11 protein-coding genes and 2 tRNA genes are annotated in these 18,196 nt (G+C 49.7%); 9 read left to right on the plus strand and 4 right to left on the minus strand.

All coding sequences use genetic code 11. The features are described from left to right. The first annotated feature begins 35 nt into the window (after positions 1–35). A tRNA-Glu gene (locus GO013_RS12425) sits at positions 36–113 on the plus strand. Between the two features lie 332 nt (positions 114–445). Here the strand turns inward: GO013_RS12425 and proX are convergent. The 4 genes from proX to GO013_RS12445 form a co-directional block, all read right to left on the minus strand. Next, complete coding sequence (proX, locus tag GO013_RS12430) at positions 446–1,450, minus strand: glycine betaine/L-proline ABC transporter substrate-binding protein ProX (RefSeq protein ID WP_163811581.1); 1,005 nt, start codon at positions 1,448–1,450, stop codon at positions 446–448. A 29-nt stretch (positions 1,451–1,479) separates the two neighbouring features. Then, on the minus strand, positions 1,480–2,307 hold the full coding sequence (locus GO013_RS12435) for a proline/glycine betaine ABC transporter permease (RefSeq protein WP_163811583.1): 828 nt from the start codon (positions 2,305–2,307) through the stop codon (positions 1,480–1,482). 2 nt (positions 2,308–2,309) lie between these two features. After that, on the minus strand, positions 2,310–3,530 hold the full coding sequence (gene proV / locus GO013_RS12440; protein ID WP_163811585.1) for a glycine betaine/L-proline ABC transporter ATP-binding protein ProV: 1,221 nt from the start codon (positions 3,528–3,530) through the stop codon (positions 2,310–2,312). Between the two features lie 453 nt (positions 3,531–3,983). After that, positions 3,984–4,238, minus strand: a complete 255-nt coding sequence (locus GO013_RS12445) for a hypothetical protein (protein WP_163811587.1) — start codon at positions 4,236–4,238, stop codon at positions 3,984–3,986. A gap of 259 nt (positions 4,239–4,497) precedes the next feature. On the opposite strand from GO013_RS12445, the gene GO013_RS12450 reads away from it, so the two are divergent. From GO013_RS12450 to GO013_RS12485, 8 genes are all read left to right on the plus strand, one after another. Beyond that, positions 4,498–5,436, plus strand: a complete 939-nt coding sequence (locus GO013_RS12450; protein ID WP_163811589.1) for a carbon-nitrogen hydrolase family protein — start codon at positions 4,498–4,500, stop codon at positions 5,434–5,436. Between the two features lie 257 nt (positions 5,437–5,693). After that, positions 5,694–5,787, plus strand: a tRNA-Sec gene (locus tag GO013_RS12455). A 318-nt stretch (positions 5,788–6,105) separates the two neighbouring features. Continuing rightward, a complete protein-coding gene (locus GO013_RS12460; protein WP_163811591.1) occupies positions 6,106–8,970 on the plus strand; it encodes an SNF2-related protein in 2,865 nt (954 codons plus the stop codon). A 9-nt stretch (positions 8,971–8,979) separates the two neighbouring features. After that, positions 8,980–12,027 carry a site-specific DNA-methyltransferase gene (locus GO013_RS12465; RefSeq protein WP_163811593.1) on the plus strand — a complete coding sequence of 1,016 codons (3,048 nt, stop codon included), beginning with the start codon at positions 8,980–8,982 and terminating at the stop codon, positions 12,025–12,027. Further along, positions 12,028–13,191, plus strand: a complete 1,164-nt coding sequence (locus GO013_RS12470; RefSeq protein ID WP_163811594.1) for an AAA family ATPase — start codon at positions 12,028–12,030, stop codon at positions 13,189–13,191. Next, positions 13,184–13,861, plus strand: a complete 678-nt coding sequence (locus GO013_RS12475; protein ID WP_163811596.1) for a DUF4276 family protein — start codon at positions 13,184–13,186, stop codon at positions 13,859–13,861. Before GO013_RS12470 ends, GO013_RS12475 begins: the two co-directional genes overlap by 8 nt. Before the next feature lie 5 nt (positions 13,862–13,866). Then, positions 13,867–16,986, plus strand: a complete 3,120-nt coding sequence (locus tag GO013_RS12480) for a DEAD/DEAH box helicase family protein (RefSeq protein ID WP_163811598.1) — start codon at positions 13,867–13,869, stop codon at positions 16,984–16,986. An 87-nt stretch (positions 16,987–17,073) separates the two neighbouring features. Next, positions 17,074–18,161 (plus strand): IS3 family transposase gene (locus GO013_RS12485; protein ID WP_163811600.1). Its coding sequence is split into 2 segments (ribosomal slippage): positions 17,074–17,326 and positions 17,326–18,161, totalling 1,089 coding nucleotides; the frame shifts between segments, so codons are not numbered across the junction. Positions 18,162–18,196 lie beyond the last annotated feature (35 nt).

An 18,196-nucleotide genomic window follows, 5' to 3' on the forward strand; every position in this document is an offset into this window, starting at 1 on the left:
TGGAGCTGACCAGCACATCCGTTTGAAAAAAGTGCGTCCCCATCGTCTAGCCTGGTCCAGGACGGCGGCCTTTCACGCCGTTAACAGGGGTTCAAATCCCCTTGGGGACGCCACGAAAATTCACGGGGTACATCTTCACGATGTACCCCGTTTTTTGTTTGTGTTGAAAACACGAAGAGCATTCCGGATATTTACGTTTCCGGAATTTCTTTTCAAGCAGCAAATGCCCTACTCCAACGCAACAAAAGGCCTTACCATCTCTCTGAGCATCTCCCTCTTTGAAGCCATACTGCTCACCCTACTGCATTCGACGTGGTGCACACATCAACTGAACCACCTGCTCACTAAATACAAACTTTCACCAGTATTCAATTCCGATCCGACCATAAAGAAAGCCCCGGTGACATCCGTCACCAGGGCTTATCTCTTCAAAAATGAAGAGGTGCTACTTGGCGGCCTTGCGAGCTGCGTCGAGCCAGCCGTTCCACTTGTCCTGATGTTTGGCAATCCATTCGTCAACATGCTTGGCGATGTCCTTGTCGGACTTTTCACCTTCATTCATGCGGGTGTTCTGAGCACTGACATCACCGATGGTGAGCCTGAAGCTCTTCAGGAAGGCTGCGGCTGCCGCGTTCTTCTCAAGGAACGTCTTGTTGGCCACGACGGTAATGTCATATACCACAAAGCCTGGACGCAAAGGATCGGAGACAGCACCTTCGATACCGGAAACCGGAGCTTCGGTATCACCCTCGGCAGGAACGTTGATCCACATCACGTCCTTGCCCGGCTTGACCTTGAACACAGTCCAGTTGGGGGTCCAAGTGTAGAAGAAAATCGGTTTGCCGGATTTGAATGCTCCGAGAGCGGACGCCATGCCTGCTTCATAAGAGGCCTTGATCGGCTTGATGTGACCGGCGAGGTCATACACTTCCATATGTCTGGCGATAACCTTTTCACAGCCCCAGCCCGGAGGGCAGGCGGTGAGATCGGCCTTGCCGTCGCCGTTCAGGTCAAACGCCTTCTTGACTTCGGGACGCTTAAAATCATCGAGAGACGTGATGCCAAACTTTTCGACCTCCTTCTTGGACACGAGGTACCCCTGCATGCCGCCGGCCTTGATGATCGGATCGAGAATCACGCCCCGCTTTTCAAAATTCTTGGGCAGCTGAGCATCATGCAGCGGGAAGTTGCCATTGCACCAGTAGTCGATATCGCCCAGATAAATGGACTTGTAAGCGATGGGATTCGACAGGTCCTTGGGCTTCTTGACGGTATAGCCCAGTTCTTCCAACCCTCGACGGACCAGAGCTTCCTGAAAAAAGCCGGTATTCCAGGTAGCGCGTGCAGGGTTCAGGGTCACGCCCTTGCCCGGTTTCATATCCATTGCTAGAGCGGAGGACGCGATCAGAACCGCACAAATTACGGCGAACGTCAACTTCATCAACTTCATGGAACCTCCTCAGATTCTGTATTTTATTATTACTTTTGAGCCATTGATTGAGTGATGCGGTCGAGAACGATAGCCATGAGTACAATCCCCACGCCACCGACAACCGCACGGCCGATATCAAGCGTGTTCAGACCGAGAATGACAGGGGAACCAAGGCCGCCCGCACCGATGAGCGCGGCAATGACAACCATGGAAAGCGCCATCATGATGGTCTGGTTCAATCCGGCCAGAATCGTCGGCAGGGCCAGAGGAATCTGCACCTTGACCAACACCTGCAAGCGGTTGGCACCGAAGGCCTGAGCCGCTTCGACCAACTCGGGATGAACCTGCCTGATTCCCAGACTCGTCAACCGGATGATGGGCGGCAGGGCAAAAATGATCGTTGCAAGGACACCCGCCACGTTACCCACGGAAAAAAGCATGACGATAGGGACCAGATACACAAAGGCCGGGGTGGTCTGCATGGCATCCAGCACGGGCCTGAACGCCGCCTCGAATGTGTCGCTGCGTCCGGCCATGATTCCAAGCGGAATGCCGAGCAGCGTGCAGATGACCACCGAGGACAAAACCATGGCCAACGTGATCATGGAATCCTCCCACAGCCCCAAAAAGCCGATCAGGAGCATGGCGAAATAACTGAAGACAGCGAGCCGTTTCCCGGAGAACTTCAACGCCACAACGGCAATGACAGTTATGACAATCAGCGGGTGCAGGCTGGTAAGCCCCCGCTCAAACCCGTTGAGCATCTGCTCCACAGGCCATTTCAACATCTGGAAAATGTCTCTGTAATCATCAACCAGCAAATCAACAAAAGTCGAAACCCACTGGTCAAGAGGTATAAGTGCTTCTTCAAACATGGTTATTCGCCCCCTTCATCCTGAATAACGTCCTCTGCCTTGTGCAGAATCCTCAAAAAACGGCTCTTGGACACAACACCCTTGTAAATCCCGTTGGCGTCAACCACCGGTACGGGCCACAGGCTCGACGCGACCAGAGGCAAGATATCCTGCATGGAATCATCCAATGACACGGCCTCAAACTCCGGCAGCAGGACCTCACGCAACGACAATTCGCTCAACCCGGCTTCCAATGCGGCCTGAATACCTTCGGATGACACCACACCGATGAGATGACGATGCGCGTCAAGCACATATCCGTGCTCCCGCTCGCTGCCGCTGAGAATCTCATGGGCCGCACGCATGCTCCCTTTCTTGGTGATGATGATAGTCGGATGCGTATCCTTGACAATATCTCCGGCGTTGATGACGTTGGTGGGATCGACACCGCGGAAGAACGCACGGACATAGTCATTGGCGGGATTTTGCAAAATGTCGTCCGGCGTCCCCACCTGAACGACCTTGCCGCCCTCCATGATGGCGATCCGGTCACCGATACGGAGCGCCTCGTCGAGGTCATGGGAAATAAAAACGATGGTGCGCTGATGCTCATCCTGCAACTTGAGCAACTCATCCTGCATTTCGGTACGAATCAACGGATCAAGGGCAGAAAACGCCTCGTCCATGAGCAAGATTTCAGGATCGACCGCCAGCCCGCGGGCCAATCCGACACGCTGCTGCATACCGCCGCTCAATTGATCAGGGTACTGGTCTTCCCAACCGGCCAATCCGACCTGTTCCAATGCCTCGCGCGCACGCTTGTGACGCTTCTTTTTTTCCACGCCAGCCAATTCCAGCCCGAAAGCGGCATTATCCAGAACGGTCTGGTGCGGCATGAGGGCGAACGACTGGAACACCATGCTCATGTTATGAAGCCGGAAGGTGAACAGTTCTTTGCTACTCATGCCCGTGACATCCTGTCCGTCAACAAGGACGCGACCTGATGTCGGTTCGATAAGGCGATTGAGCATGCGGACAATGGTGGACTTGCCGGACCCGGACAATCCCATGATAACGAATATCTCGCCGGCCTCTATGGTGAAGGACGCATCATTCACACCAACGGTCATCCCGGTTTCCTCAAGAACGGACTTCTTGTCGTGGCCCGACTTGAGCATCCCCACAGCCTTTTGGGGTTTATTTCCAAATATTTTATACAAATTCTCTACGCGGATAGTTCCCATGCTCTCTCCGATATATGTGACAACAGACCCCCTTCATCCAAGACGAAAAGGTAACCTACACAATTATAAAAAAAAGAAGAGCTAAGGTACGGGAACACGGTCACGCAGACCGCAGGGGATAGTTATCCGGAGAACACCGTGAATAGGTGAATTTTCAGATTGGATATGCCACTCTGTAGGCAAAGGCATGGTACTTATTGTAAAACGATCAATCATACTACTTTTTGAATTGTACAGTAATTAATGACTACAAAAAAACAGTGTTATATCGAAATAACGATGCAACAAATCATTATCCACTGCACCAAAAAACACCCTCAATGCATCTTTTTGGAATCAACATCGATGGTTAACAAAATAAATTCAATCGATTGTAATATACGACAATATTGTCGCTATGTCAAAAAAAGTTATTTTTAGATATAATTACAGGTTTTAACACCGATCACTGCTTCAATTTTTCATACTCATAACAACGACAAAACACTCTTGGATCAAGGCGCTGAATTGTCGCATTTTTCTCGCAGGAAGCCCCACTCCTTCACGCCAGATATTTCCAATCCCGACAAGGAAAGCAGAAAAAATTATATCCCCCTGAAAAAAGACTCGCCCCGTGCAGGAAAATGTACAAAACACGCTTCTCCAACGGGGCAAACCGGCACCAAAAGGTTCCAGAAAACCTACTGAAAAGCCTGTTGCATCATGCATCCCCACCGTCCAGTCTGGTCCAGGACAGCGGCCTTTCACACCGTTAACAGGGGTTCAAATTCCCTTGGGGACGCCACGAGAAAACAGCAGCAATTACATCAGTGATTGCTGCTGTTTTTGTTCTTTCAACAGTCACTCCACACACCTTTTCCAGCATCCCGCCGAAGAGACACCACATCGGCGTCCATCTCTTTGGACTTTGTCTCTTGCGCTCATGACCGCTCTCCCGTACTTTTCTCAAAAATCACGGAGATAGGTCATGAAAAAAAGAACGGTTGCCGCATTGCAAGTCGGCTCTGAGCACGGAACTGCGGCCACTCTTGAGACCATATTGGGATATGAAACAGCCATTCGGCAATCAGGATGTCATCTACTGGTCCTGCCTGAAGCAATTCTGGGCGGCTATCCAAAAGGAGCGGACTTCGGCACCAGACTGGGCTATCGCACTCCCGAAGGCCGTGACGATTTCCTGAAATACTGGAACGAAGCCGTGGACATTGACGGCCCGGAAATCACGCAACTCTGTGGTCTGGCCAAACGGTGTGAAACCGCCATGGTTGTGGGGATCATTGAACGCGGTGGCTCGACACTGTATTGCACGGCCCTGTTCATTGCCGAAGATGGCACCATCGCCGGGAAACATCGAAAACTCATGCCGACAGCCACGGAGCGACTCATCTGGGGGCAAGGGGACGGTTCGACTCTTCCGGTCATCGAGACACCAGCTGGTCGTGTTGCCGGAGCCATCTGCTGGGAGAACTATATGCCACTCCTCCGGGCCACCATGTACGGCAAAGGTATGGACATATGGTGTGCTCCAACAGTCGATTCTCGCGACATATGGGTCGCCAGTATGCAATTCATCGCCTATGAAGGCCGCAATTTCCTCGTCAGCGCATGCCAGTATCAAGGCCCGCCGACCGACGAAACCCATCTGGACCCAACATGGCCAAAAGACGAACCACTCATTCGGGGCAATTCCATCATCATATCCCCCATGGGAGACATCCTTGCCGGCCCCCTGCGAGGAAAAGAAGGCCTGATTTCCGCCGAGATCGACCTCGATGACATTATCAAAGCCCGTTATGACATGGATATAGCTGGCCACTACGCCCGTCCAGACGTCTTCACACTCACCGTCGATGAACGCCCCAGACCAGCTTTCAAGAATGTACCGGATACACACAACGACAAATAGCCCCCACACGCCACGGGCTGGCGGCTGCGCAATTGGCGCACATTGACCGATTGCAGGAACATTGAGGGTCAAACCGTCAGGATATGCTTGATGCTTGTCTGTCCCGGTCAAACTTGATAGGAGTATTTCCAGTTCGTTACGAAGCGGCCAATGGAAGCATTCTTCCTGCCCCAATCAGACGATGTCATCACATGGCACAAGGACGTCTATCAAACTCTGGAGCTTCGACACACGGCGAGTCATCGCCAAAACGACATGGAAGCGTTTCGTCACCGGTGTGGCGCTTGGTCTTCAAAACCAATGTATGGCAGTGATGTCATGGGCAGGTTCGACCCCTGTACGCTTCCGCCATTGTTAAACAAACTTACCGACTATAGCGTCGGCCTTTTTATTGCCAAAAAATTGGTCCCCCCAATAGTCCCCCTATCCATTGGTATTTCACGGGCCCGCAGTCCCAATCCCGACAGCCTTGTGGTGCTAGCGACTCGTCCCTTCTCGTGGTCGACAACCCTCACCAGAGTTTCTCTAACGACTATTATTGCAGCTATTATCCTGCCGCCCCCTTTTTGACAGTCAGTAAAGCCTCAAGCAACTCAATTCCCAAGAAGACGTCTTTAAATTATTGACGATTCGATGTATAGAGTCAGACAAAGAACAACGAGGTTCCAGATGCCGACTCCGTATCATGCCAAATACTTCGCTCACGACTTGACCATTCAGAAACCTCTTGATGGCGTGGAGAGGATCTCACGCTCCCTTTTTGATGCCTGTGTAGACCTCAATCCGCACCAGATAGACGCGGCTCTGTTCGCGCTTCGTTCGCCCCTCTCAAAAGGTGTCATCCTTGCCGATGAAGTCGGTTTGGGTAAGACCATCGAAGCGGGGCTGCTCCTTTGTCAATTCTGGTCGGAACGAAAACGAAAGATGATCATCGTTTGCCCGGCGTCGCTCAGAAAACAGTGGAGCCTGGAACTCTCCGAAAAATTCAACACCCCGAACATCGTGCTCGATGCACGCGCCTACAGGCTTGAAAAGAAAAACGGCAACATCCAGCCGTTCGAGCAGGACAAGGTCATCATCACCTCGTTCCACTACGCCTCGCGAATGCAAGAGGAAGTGCGGCTGACCAATTGGGACCTGGTCATCATCGATGAAGCGCACAAACTGCGGAACGCATACCGTCCGAGCAACAAGATGGGGCAGAACCTGCGCTGGGCGTTTGAAGACTGCTTTAAAGTGCTCCTGACCGCCACTCCCCTCCAAAATTCACTCCTTGAACTCTACGGCCTGTCCACCTTCATCGACGACTACATGTTCGGCGACATCAGCTCCTTTCGGTCGCAGTTCATCAATAGCGGCGGCGATCTCCCCTTCCTCCGGGAACGGCTGGGCACCGTCTGCAAGCGAACCTTGCGCCAAGACGTGCTGGAGTACATCCGCTTCACCGAACGAAAGCCGATCGCCTTCCAATTCCGTTCGACCGACGAAGAACAACGACTTTACGACGCTGTCTCGGAATTTCTCAGGCGTGAAGAAACATACTGCTTCCCCAGCCGTCAGCGGCACCTCATTAAGCTGATCCTACGTAAGCTGCTTGCTTCGTCCACCTACGCGCTTCTGGGCACGCTCCAGACCATGCGCAAACGGCTGGTGGACCTCAAGGAAGGATTCATCACTGAAATCAAGCTTGCCGAAGAGCTCATCGATATGGAGGAGCTTGAAGACGAACTCCTCGAAGAGGAGGAACTGCTCGCTCTTGAAGATGAAGAGAAAGCCGAGGAAGAGCTGAATCTGGAGAAGGTTCAGGAAGAGATAGACGAGCTCGACAAATACATTTTGTGGGCTAAAAATATCCGGGTTGATACGAAATCGAAGACACTCCTCACGGCCCTCGACACTGGTTTTTTCGAAATGAAAAAGATGGGAGCCAAGCGCCGTGCCTTAATCTTCACGGAATCCCGCCGCACGCAGGATTATCTCAAGGAATTTCTCGAAGCCAACGGATTCGCCAATAAGGTCGTTTCCTTCAACGGCACCAATTCTGCCCAGGACACCCGCGCCATTTACGATGCCTGGATCAGCAAGAACCAAGGCTCCGGACGTATCAGCGGCTCTCGTCCGATTGATGTCCGCACCGCGCTGGTTGAGCACTTTCGCGACAACGCCCAGATCATGATCGCTACCGAAGCTGCCGCCGAGGGCGTGAACCTGCAATTTTGCTCGTTGGTCATTAATTACGACCTGCCGTGGAACCCGCAGCGCATCGAACAACGCATTGGCCGTTGCCATCGTTACGGACAAAAGCACGATGTTGTTGTGGTCAACTTTCTCAATGAGCGTAATGCTGCCGACCAACGTGTGTATGAGTTGCTGGAACACAAGTTCAACCTGTTTAACGGCGTATTTGGTTCGTCCGATGCCGTACTCGGCTCAATTGAATCCGGTGTTGATTTTGAAAAGCGCATTCTGAGCATCTATCAGTCCTGCCGTTCGTCGGAAGAAATTAAGGAAGCATTCGAAGCATTGCAGGCTGATCTTGAGGAGCAAATCACCAAGAAGATGGAGGATACCAAGAAGCTCCTGCTGGATCACTTTGACGAGGATGTTCATACCCGCCTCAAGGTGCAGCTTGATGATGCCCATTCCCAGCTTGATCGTTTCGGCAAGCAGTTCTGGACGTTGACCCGATTTATCCTGCGCGATCTTGCTCGATTTGAAGAGGAGAATCTCTGCTTCAACCTTGAGCCTTCACCGATTCAGAACGCAAGCCCTGGTACGTATCACCTTATTTCCAAGGATAAGACTAATGTGGCAGGCGAGTACCTTTATCGTCCGTCGCATCCGCTTGGGGAGCATGTCATTGACCAAGGTAAAGTGTGCGCTACGCCAGACGCCAGTATCCGTTTTGACATTTCCAGCCATCCCACCCGGATTGCCATGGTGGAGCAATTGAAAGGCATGAAAGGCTGGCTCACACTCCAGCTCTTAACCATTGAATCTTTCCGCCGCGAAGAGTATCTCCTTTTTTCCGGCTTTGACGAAAAGATGCAGACGCTTGATCCAGAAGTATGCGAAAAGCTGTTCAACTGCCATGCGCAGGTGTGCGGCAATGGTTGTTCCCTTGAGGGAAGCCCGTTTGAGCGCCTTGAAGGCGATGCCAAGCAGCACGTCAAAGCGACCATCAGCCGGTCGGCTCATGAGAACAACCGGTTCTTTCATGAGGAACGGGAGCGGCTCGACCGGTGGGCTGAGGATATGGTCATTGCCTCGGAAAAAGAGCTGGCCGATACCAAGGCGCAGATTAAGGCGCTCAACCGGCAGGCCCGTTTGGCCACGACCATGGAAGAACAGAAAGAGCTGCAAAAACGGATAGCTGATTTGAAAAAGACCAAGCGCAGGCAACGCCGCAAGATATTTGATGTAGAAGATGAAATCGAAGCAAAGCGCGACCATCTAATTGACAGTTTAGAGAAACGGATCAGCAGAAAGACCGACGTGACACCGCTTTTTACCATACAATGGGAAGTCGTTTAGGAGACACCTGTGAACGAAAAATACAAACGCCTTATCAAGCTCCTGAAAGAGCTGTTTCAGATAGATCGCCCTGACCTTGATTTCGGTATCTACCGGATCATGAACCAGAAGCGGGACGAGATAACCCGGTTTCTGGATAAGGACTTGCTGCCTCAGGTGAAGCGATCCTTTGCCGAGTATGGCTCTGGTGGGCGTGGCGATATTCAGGAAGAGATGGATGAGGCGATCAAGCAAGCACAAGGACTTGGCGTGAATCCTGATGAGGTGCAAAAAGTTAAAGACCTCAGAGAAAAACTCGAAGCTGCCGTCGATGTCTCCGAGCTAGAAAACGAAGTCTATTCCCACCTCTACAATTTTTTCCGTCGTTACTACAAAGACGGCGATTTCCTGTCGCTCAGACGCTACAAAAAGGACGTCTACGCCATCCCTTACGAAGGCGAAGAGGTAAAGCTCCATTGGGCCAATGCGGACCAGTATTATATCAAGTCTTCCGAGAACTTCCGCGACTATACGTTCAAGCTGGGTGAGCTCCCCGAGAAAAAAGGAGAAGACACTCGCAAGACTGTTCATTTCAAGCTTGTTGAAGCTGACACCGAGATTGCCAACAACAAGGCGCTTGAGGGGAAAGAACGCCGCTTTGTGCTGTGTGAAGACACACCCATGATCGAAGAAGATGGGGAGCTGTTCATCCGATTTGATTACCGCCCGTTTGCCAAGAAGCAGGCACAGAAGAAGCTGAATGAAGCAGCTATAAAGACGCTGGAAAGCAACGTGGAGTTTGCCGGTTGGATTCGTGAACTTTTCAAGGAAGACAACGGCACTCCCATACTGACCAAGCACCTCAACACATACACGGCCAAAAACTCTTTCGACTACTTCATCCACAAGGATCTCGGCGGCTTCCTGCGCCGGGAGCTGGACTTCTTTATCAAGAACGAAATCATGCATCTCGATGACATCGAGGAGGAATCCGTCCCTCGTGTGGAGCAGTATCTGAATCAGATCAAAGTGCTCAGACAGATAGCCCACAAGCTCATCAAGTTCCTTGAGCAGTTGGAGAACTTCCAGAAAAAACTATGGCTCAAAAAGAAATTTGTTGTTGAGACAAACTACTGCATCACTTTGGATCGAGTGCCGGAAGAGCTGTATCCTGAGATATGTGCAAACGATGCCCAGAGAAAAGAATGGGTTGAGTTGTTTGCGATTGATGAGATTAAAAAAGAATTGGGGATTGAGGGATATTCTGAGCCGTTGACGGAAGATTTTTTACGGCAACAGCAATCATTACCACTAGATACAATATTCTTTTCCAACGAGATAAAAAAAGTTGTTTTATCAGGAATTGATAATTATGAAACTAGAAATGATGGTCTTGTAATAAATGGAGAAAATTTTCAGACACTAAATTTTCTTTCTCGTCGATACACTAAACAAATTCAATGTACATATATTGATCCTCCCTACAATACGGGAGGAGACGGCTTCGTTTACAAAGACAACTATCAACACTCAAGTTGGCTCAGTATGATCAATGATAGGCTTCGACAACTCCCCACCCTAAGTGGGGTTGGAGCACCGTTTTTTGCAAGCGTAGACGACAATGAACAAGCCCACTTCAAACAGTGCTTAGATTCTGTTTTTGGCGAATCTTGTTTTGAAACTCAAGTAATAGTGCAATCGAACAAACGAGGGCAAACATACCAATCAATCGCTAAAACCCATGAATATCTTATTGTTTATGGGATTGGCTCTGTACCAGAGCTGCACGAACTCCCTAAAGAAGTAGCAAAGAATGCCTTAAAAGACTCCAAGGGTATATACGAACTGTGGGAACTCAGAAACAGAAATCCCAAATTTGGACGACATAACAGACCTAATCTCTACTACCCGTTCTATGTCGCCCATGAGACCACTGATAAAAATGGATATGCAAGCGTCTCACTTGCTGAGGATGATGACCACCTGCTTAAGGTTACTCCTAAAAACAGTGAAGGGGTAGATTCCTGTTGGCGATGGGGCACTGAAAAAGTGCAACAGGCATTAACTGAAGAGCCTTTGTCTGTTTTAGTCGCCAAACAAAAGCGAGATGGCGGCTGGAACATATATGAAAAAGCGAGAAAAGGGACCAAAAAGGCTAAGTCGATTTGGGAAGAAACTGAAGTTATAAATGAGCAAGGCACAGTTGAGTTGCGGCATCTTGGTTTTAGAGAATTTGGTTTTCCGAAGCCTGTAGGACTTCTCAAAAAAATAATTCAAGTTGGTGCCAATAAAAAAGATTTGATTTTGGACTTTTTCGCAGGTTCTGGGACAACAGGCCATGCAGTGATTAGTAAGAATCACGAAGATGGCGGGAAGCGCAAATACATCCTAGTCGAAATGGGGGACCACTTTAAGACGGTTATCCTCCCACGATTAAAAAAGGTAATTTACTCTAGCGACTGGCGAGATGGGAAACCTGTTTCACGTCAAGGCTCTAGCCATATGTTTAAGTATATCTCCCTTGAATCATACGAAGACGCCCTCAACAACCTCACTATCAAGCGCACAGACACACAAAAGGGGCTCCTCGACACCTCCCTCGCCCTCAAAGAAGAGTACATGCTCTCCTACATGATGGACATGGAGACCGAGGGAAGCGCTTCCCTGCTCAACGTGGACCGCTTTGACGATCCGTGGAACTACACCATGAAGATCGCCACCGGCAGTGCTGGGGAAACCAAGGTGCGCCCCGTCGATCTGGTGGAGACCTTCAACTACCTCATCGGCCTCACCGTGATCCGCCGTGATTTCATCCGAGGCATCGAGGTCATCGAAGGCACCAGCCCGGACGGCAACAACGTACTCGTCATCTGGCGCAACACAAACGAGACCAATAACGAACAACTGGACGAATTCTTCCGCAAACAGGACTACAACACCCGCGACACCGAATTCGACCTCATCTACGTCAACGGCGACAACAACCTCGAAAACCTTCGCCGCCCCGACCAAACCTGGAAAGTCCGGCTCATAGAAGACGATTTCAAACAACTCATGTTTGACGTGGAGGATGTGTAAATGGAACGCCACTTATCCGAAATTTCGATTAAGGGATTCAAGTCGATTCGAAACCTGGAAGCCCTCAAGCTGAAAGACATCAACATCCTCATTGGAGCCAATGGCGCGGGCAAAAGTAATTTTGTCGAGTTCTTCAAAATGCTCCGCTCAACCATGATGGGCAACCTCGACAGCTTCATAGAAAAAGGCGGGGGTATTAACGATTTCCTCCACAACGGACCTAAGCGCACAAAGCAGATTGAAGCTTCGCTTATGGCTGGAGGCGAAAGAGAGACATTTCTCCTCACACGGTCATCAAGAGAGACTGCGGTTGCACAAGATATGGGAGGAAAGGTTCTCACCGGTGCGGCACTAGGCGCGATTCTTGGTGCTTTTCTGGGCGGGAATAAGGGAGCTGCATGGGGAGGCACTGCAGGAGCTATTCTCGCAGGGGAAGGATCAGCCCGAGACACCAAGCAACCTGTAGAAGTTGAAAGCACCTTGAGAAATGCCGACAAAACCAAAGAGGCTTTTGTCGATATTGCCCCCTACCATTTCCAGGACACAAGCGCTCACTCTGCAATGCGGACATCTGAAATAATTCAAGATAACCAATTCCTGCGTATGGATGCCGCCAACATTGCTCCTTTTCTGCTACGCCTCAAAAATGAAGAGCCGAGAGCTTACGATGACATTATCGAAGCAATTCAAACAGTAGCTCCTTTCTTCAAAGACTTCACAATGAATGTGGTCAAACGAGGAGAAAAAGAAAGCGTCAACTTGGAGTGGTACCAGAAGGGTTCTGAAAATTACCCTATGCAACCACACCACCTGTCTGATGGAACCATCAGATTCATATGCCTGGCCACCGCCCTATTGCAGCCCAATCCCCCGGCCATCATCATTATCGACGAGCTTGAGCTTGGCCTGCATCCCTTTGCCATCAGCATCCTTGCAGAACTTATCGGAGCAGCAGCAGAAAAATCCCAGCTTATCATTGCCACCCAATCAGCTTCTCTTGTCGATCACTTCGACCCGGAAGATGTGATTGTTGCGAACAGGAATGATGGAGCATCGTCTTTTAGACGACTACGTACCAACGAGCTCAATGTGTGGTTGGAAGACTACACTCTCGGCGACCTCTGGCGAAAGAACGTCTTTGAGGGGGGGCCAAGGTATGAATAACAAACTTACAGTGGTTGTTATTGTCGAAGGGCCTACAGAAAAAGGGTTTGTCAACAATGTGCTCGCCCCGGAGTTTGGCGCGAAAAACATCTTTTTCTATGCAACTATAATTGGAAAAGATAACCACAAGGGTGGAGACGTTAAGTTTGACCGGGTGTCCCCATTTTTCAGAAATTTTTTAAAACAACGTGCCGATACAATTGTAACCACCATGTTTGATTTCTTTCGAATCGACACCAAGTGGCCAGGTATTTCTGACGTAACTGCGAATATGAAAGCGCATGATATTGGCGTCGCGGTAGAAAAGGCTACCTATGAAGCTGTTAAAGCAGCTTATCCTGACTTACGAGTTGCTGATCGCTTAATTCCGTATATTTCCATGCACGAATTTGAAGCCTTGCTGTTCAGCTCTCCTGAATACCTAGCCTTGGGAATCGACGTAGAAGAGAAACATATTCAAAACATAGTAGACAGCTCCGGCGAGCCCGAAGAAATCAACACAGGCCCGGAAACAGCCCCTGCAAAACGAATCCAAAACCTGTGCCCCAGAAAATACAAAAAGACGATTGAGGGACCGAACATCGCCCAAGCAATTGGCTTGGAGACAATCCGTCAACAATGCCCCCATTTCAACTCCTGGCTCGTTAAACTCGAAGCCTTAGTGGATTAATATACATGCCTATCCCGTTCTATAAACGTCTTGCCCTCAACAAGTGGCTTTTCAGCCTCTTCGGCGCAAAGAAATTCGAAGACCTTGCCAAGCATCTTACTGATGACAGTCTTGAAGGTTTTGACGAAGACAACATCAGCAGATTCGTCCAGGTCCTCATCCCTCATCTTCCGATTGGCTCTTCGCTGACCAAAGAACGGCTTCTGGGATACGACGAAAACATCGTCAGGCATTGGAAGACTATGGCAGAACCTCGCTCTCATGGCAGTAAGCTTATTACCCCTAAATACTTCCAGTACCTCTCCCTGCTTTTTACAGAAATTTATTTAGAGAGATATTTTCAGGACAAGGAAAGCCTGCTGGGTGAACTGAATGCATTTCTGCTCAAGTTTAACGACGGATTGAGGAATGCTGATAAAGTCAGCAAATTCAAAATCAATGAGCTCAACAAACTCGCCTTCTGGAATGCCACCGGATCGGGCAAGACGCTGCTCATGCACATCAATATTCTTCAGTACAAACACTACCTGAAGAAATACGGGCACGAACGCGACCTCAACCGGATCATCCTGCTCACGCCAAACGAAGGGCTGTCCCTCCAACATTTAGGAGAATTTAAGCTCTCCAAAATGCCCGCGCACATGTTCCGAAAGGACCAAACGAGCCGCCATCTGAAGCAGATCGAAATCATCGACATCCACAAACTCAAAGACGATTCCGGCGACAAGACCGTGGCCGTTGATTCCTTCGAGGGCAACAACCTCGTGCTCGTCGACGAAGGCCATAAAGGTTCGGGCGGCAAGGAGTGGATGGAAAAACGCAACAAACTCTGCGAGCAAGGCTTTTCTTTCGAATACTCGGCAACCTTCGGCCAGGCGCTCAAGGCTGCGAACAAGCCGAAGCTGACCGAACAGTATGCCAAGTGCATCATTTTTGACTATTCGTATCGCTATTTCTACAAAGACGGTTACGGCAAAGACTACAAAATCCTGAACCTTTCCGAAGAAACTGACCAAGAGAGAATGGATTTATATCTCTCAGCCTGCCTGCTTTCATTCTACCAGCAGGTGCGACTATTCGAGGAAGGGCACAAGAAATTGCGTCCGTTCAACATCCACCGCCCCCTCTGGGTCTTCGTCGGCGGCAGAGTTAATGCTGTCCGCAAAGAAAGAGGGCAAGACGTCTCGGACGTTACTGCTGTCCTGCGGTTTCTCAGCATATTTACCAAAGACAAGAAGGCCAGCTCTGCTGCTCTGGATCGTATCCTCAGCGGAACTGATGGCCTCACTGATGCTAATGGTCGCAGTATTTTTGCTGCCACGTTTGGGCATCTGAAGATTGCGAAACTCACAGCTGAAGAAGTTTTCGATGATATCTTGAAGCGTGTCTTTCACGCGCGAACTCCGGGCAAAATCCACGTCGAGCATCTCAAAGGCGGTGACGGTGAAATCGCACTCAAACTGGGTGAAGGAAACGATCCCTTTGGTGTGATCAATGTTGGCGACGCCAAAAAGCTCTGGAAGCTTTGCGATAAGCTGGATGAGCTTGTCGCCATTGAGAAAGATTTTTCGGAATCTCTGTTCCAAAAAATTAACGACGAAGATGGTGGCATCAATCTGCTTATTGGTTCAAAGAAGTTCACCGAGGGCTGGAATAGCTGGCGCGTCAGCACCATGGGGCTGATGAACATCGGCCGAAGCGAAGGGTCTGAAATCATACAGCTTTTCGGACGCGGCGTGCGTTTGAAGGGATATGATTTTTGCCTCAAACGAAGCAAAGAGGTTCGTGATGTTCCAAAGCCCGACTTCATCACTACCTGCGAAACGCTTAATATCTTCGGTGTCCGTGCCGACTACATGCAGCAATTCAAAGAATTTCTTGAAGAGGAAGGCCTTCCCGCCGAAGTCGAAGAGTTTGTGCTTCCGGCCATCCGTAACCTGGGCAAGGTCAAGCTCAAGGTGCCAAGCGTTTCTGACGATGTGAACTTCAAAAAAGAAGAAAGAACGACTCTGGCCACTCCGCCTGAGAGGCTCACCAAACGGCCTTTCACCCTCGACTGGTATCCCAAGATCCAAGCCATCGTTTCCGAGGCTCACCAAGGGGCTTTTGCCGATGGCGAAAAGCATGAAGTCTGGAGACTCGAAGAGAGACATTTAGCCTTCATCAATTGGGACGAGATTTTCTTTGAGCTCGTTCGCTACAAAAACGAACGTAGCTGGTTTAATTTCAATCTCAACAAGGAGCTGCTGAAAGACCTCATTCTTGAAGGCGGCTGGTTCAAGCTACAGATTCCAGAAGAAGAAATTGAACCCACCAGTTTCACGAATATTCGACGTTGCCAGGAAGTCATCGTCGCCTTGCTTAAGAAGTATTGCGATCGGTTCTACGGGTACAAGAAAGACGAGTTTGAGAAGCCGCATATGGGCTACAAGGAAATCACTCCTGATGATCCCAATTTCTTTGACGAGTACCGGATTGCTGTCGACAAGTCTGCAGAAAACATCATTAGGGAAGTCCAAGAACTTCAGGAAGCAATCAACAACGGCGACCTCAAAGACCAAGGCCTTCAGCTTCAATCTTTTGTTTTCCAACAGCACCTCTACTATCCACTCCTGCATGTAAACGGGAAGGAAACATCAGCTCTCGTCAAAGTCACGCCAGTAGACCTCAATGAAGGAGAAAAGGACTTCGTCTTCGACCTCCGAAAATTCTACGACACTAACACAAGTTGGTTCGAAGGCCGCGAGCTTTATCTGTTGCGCAACCTGAGCAAAGGCAAAGGCATTGGTTTCTTCGAAGCCGAGAATTTCCATCCGGACTTCATCCTCTGGCTTGTAGAAGACGGCAAGCAGCACATCGCTTTTGTAGACCCTAAGGGCATTCTGCGCCTGCGAGGCCTGGAAGATCCCAAAATCATGTTCTTCGAAAAGGTCAAAGAGCTTGAGCATCGCCTCAAAAATGACAACGTCACCATGACCTCATTCATTGTCTCGAACACACCTCTGGAAGAAGTCAAATGGTGGTCAGGTGGCGATGCCGTTGAATTTGGCAAGCGCAATGTGCTATTTCAGAAAGAAGATAAAAGGATATACGTTAAAACGCTTTTAGAGGAACTTATCGCATAAAGGACAGAAGTGGGTCGGTAATCCCCCCGAAAAAAAGTAGTTCTGAAAAGTAGAATTTTCTCGTAATCAAAACGCAGGAGATTTTACATGAAGAAGTCCCGTTATTCCGACAGTCAAATTTTGAGTATTTTGAAGCAGGCCGAAAACGGCGTGCCCGTGGTTGAGCTTTGCCGTGAACACGGTATGAGTAGCGCTACCTTCTATAAATGGCGTTCCAAATATGGCGGCATGGACGCTTCTCTGATGGCTCGCATGAAGGAGCTGGAGAAGGAAAACCGACTTCTCAAGCGCATGTATGCCGAAGAAAAGATGAACGCCGAAGTCGTTGCAGAGGCACTTGCAAAAAACTGGTAAGGCCGTCTCGTCGCCGCGAGATGGCCAAAAAAGCCGTGAAAAGGAAACGGTTGAATATTCGGCAGTCCTGTGAAGCTTTCGACATTAGCCAGACATGCTACAGGTACGAACCAAAATTGTCGGCCGAGAATGAACGTGTGGCGGATTGGCTTATTCGTCTGACCACCAATCAGCGCAACTGGGGATTCGGACTATATTTTCTATACCTGCGTAACGTCAAAAAGTTTGGCTGGAATCACAAACGCGTGTACCGGATTTATTGCGAACTGGAATTAAACATGAGAATCAAGCCTAAAAAACGTCTAGTACGCGAGAAGCCTGAACCGCTCGCCCAACCTAAGGCGATCAACCAAGCGTGGTCTATGGATTTCATGCACGACCAGTTGCGGGATGGCCGCAGCTATCGATTGTTCAATGTGATTGACGACTTTAACCGGGAAGGCTTGGGCATCGAAGTGGACTTTTCATTGCCAGCTGATCGGGTGATCCGCTCCTTGGAACAAATCATTGAATGGCGTGGTATGCCACAGGCAATTCGTTGCGACAATGGTCCTGAATATATTAGCCATCGGCTTCAGATTTGGGCGAAGAAAAAGGATATCCGGTTTGATTACATCCAGCCAGGCAAGCCACAGCAAAATGCATATGTTGAACGATTTAATCGGACTGTGCGTTATGACTGGCTCAACCAATATTTGTTTAAAAGCATACAAGAGGTTCAGGAGCATGCCACCAAGTGGCTTTGGACATACAACAATGAACGACCGCATCTTGCCCTTGGGGGGATCCCCCCAAGGGCAAGACTGACCGAGGTAGCGTAGTCTCTACTTTTCAGACTGACTAGAAAGGGGAGGAT

The organism is Pseudodesulfovibrio sp. JC047, assembly GCF_010468615.1.
Taxonomy (GTDB): Bacteria; Desulfobacterota; Desulfovibrionia; order Desulfovibrionales; family Desulfovibrionaceae; genus Pseudodesulfovibrio.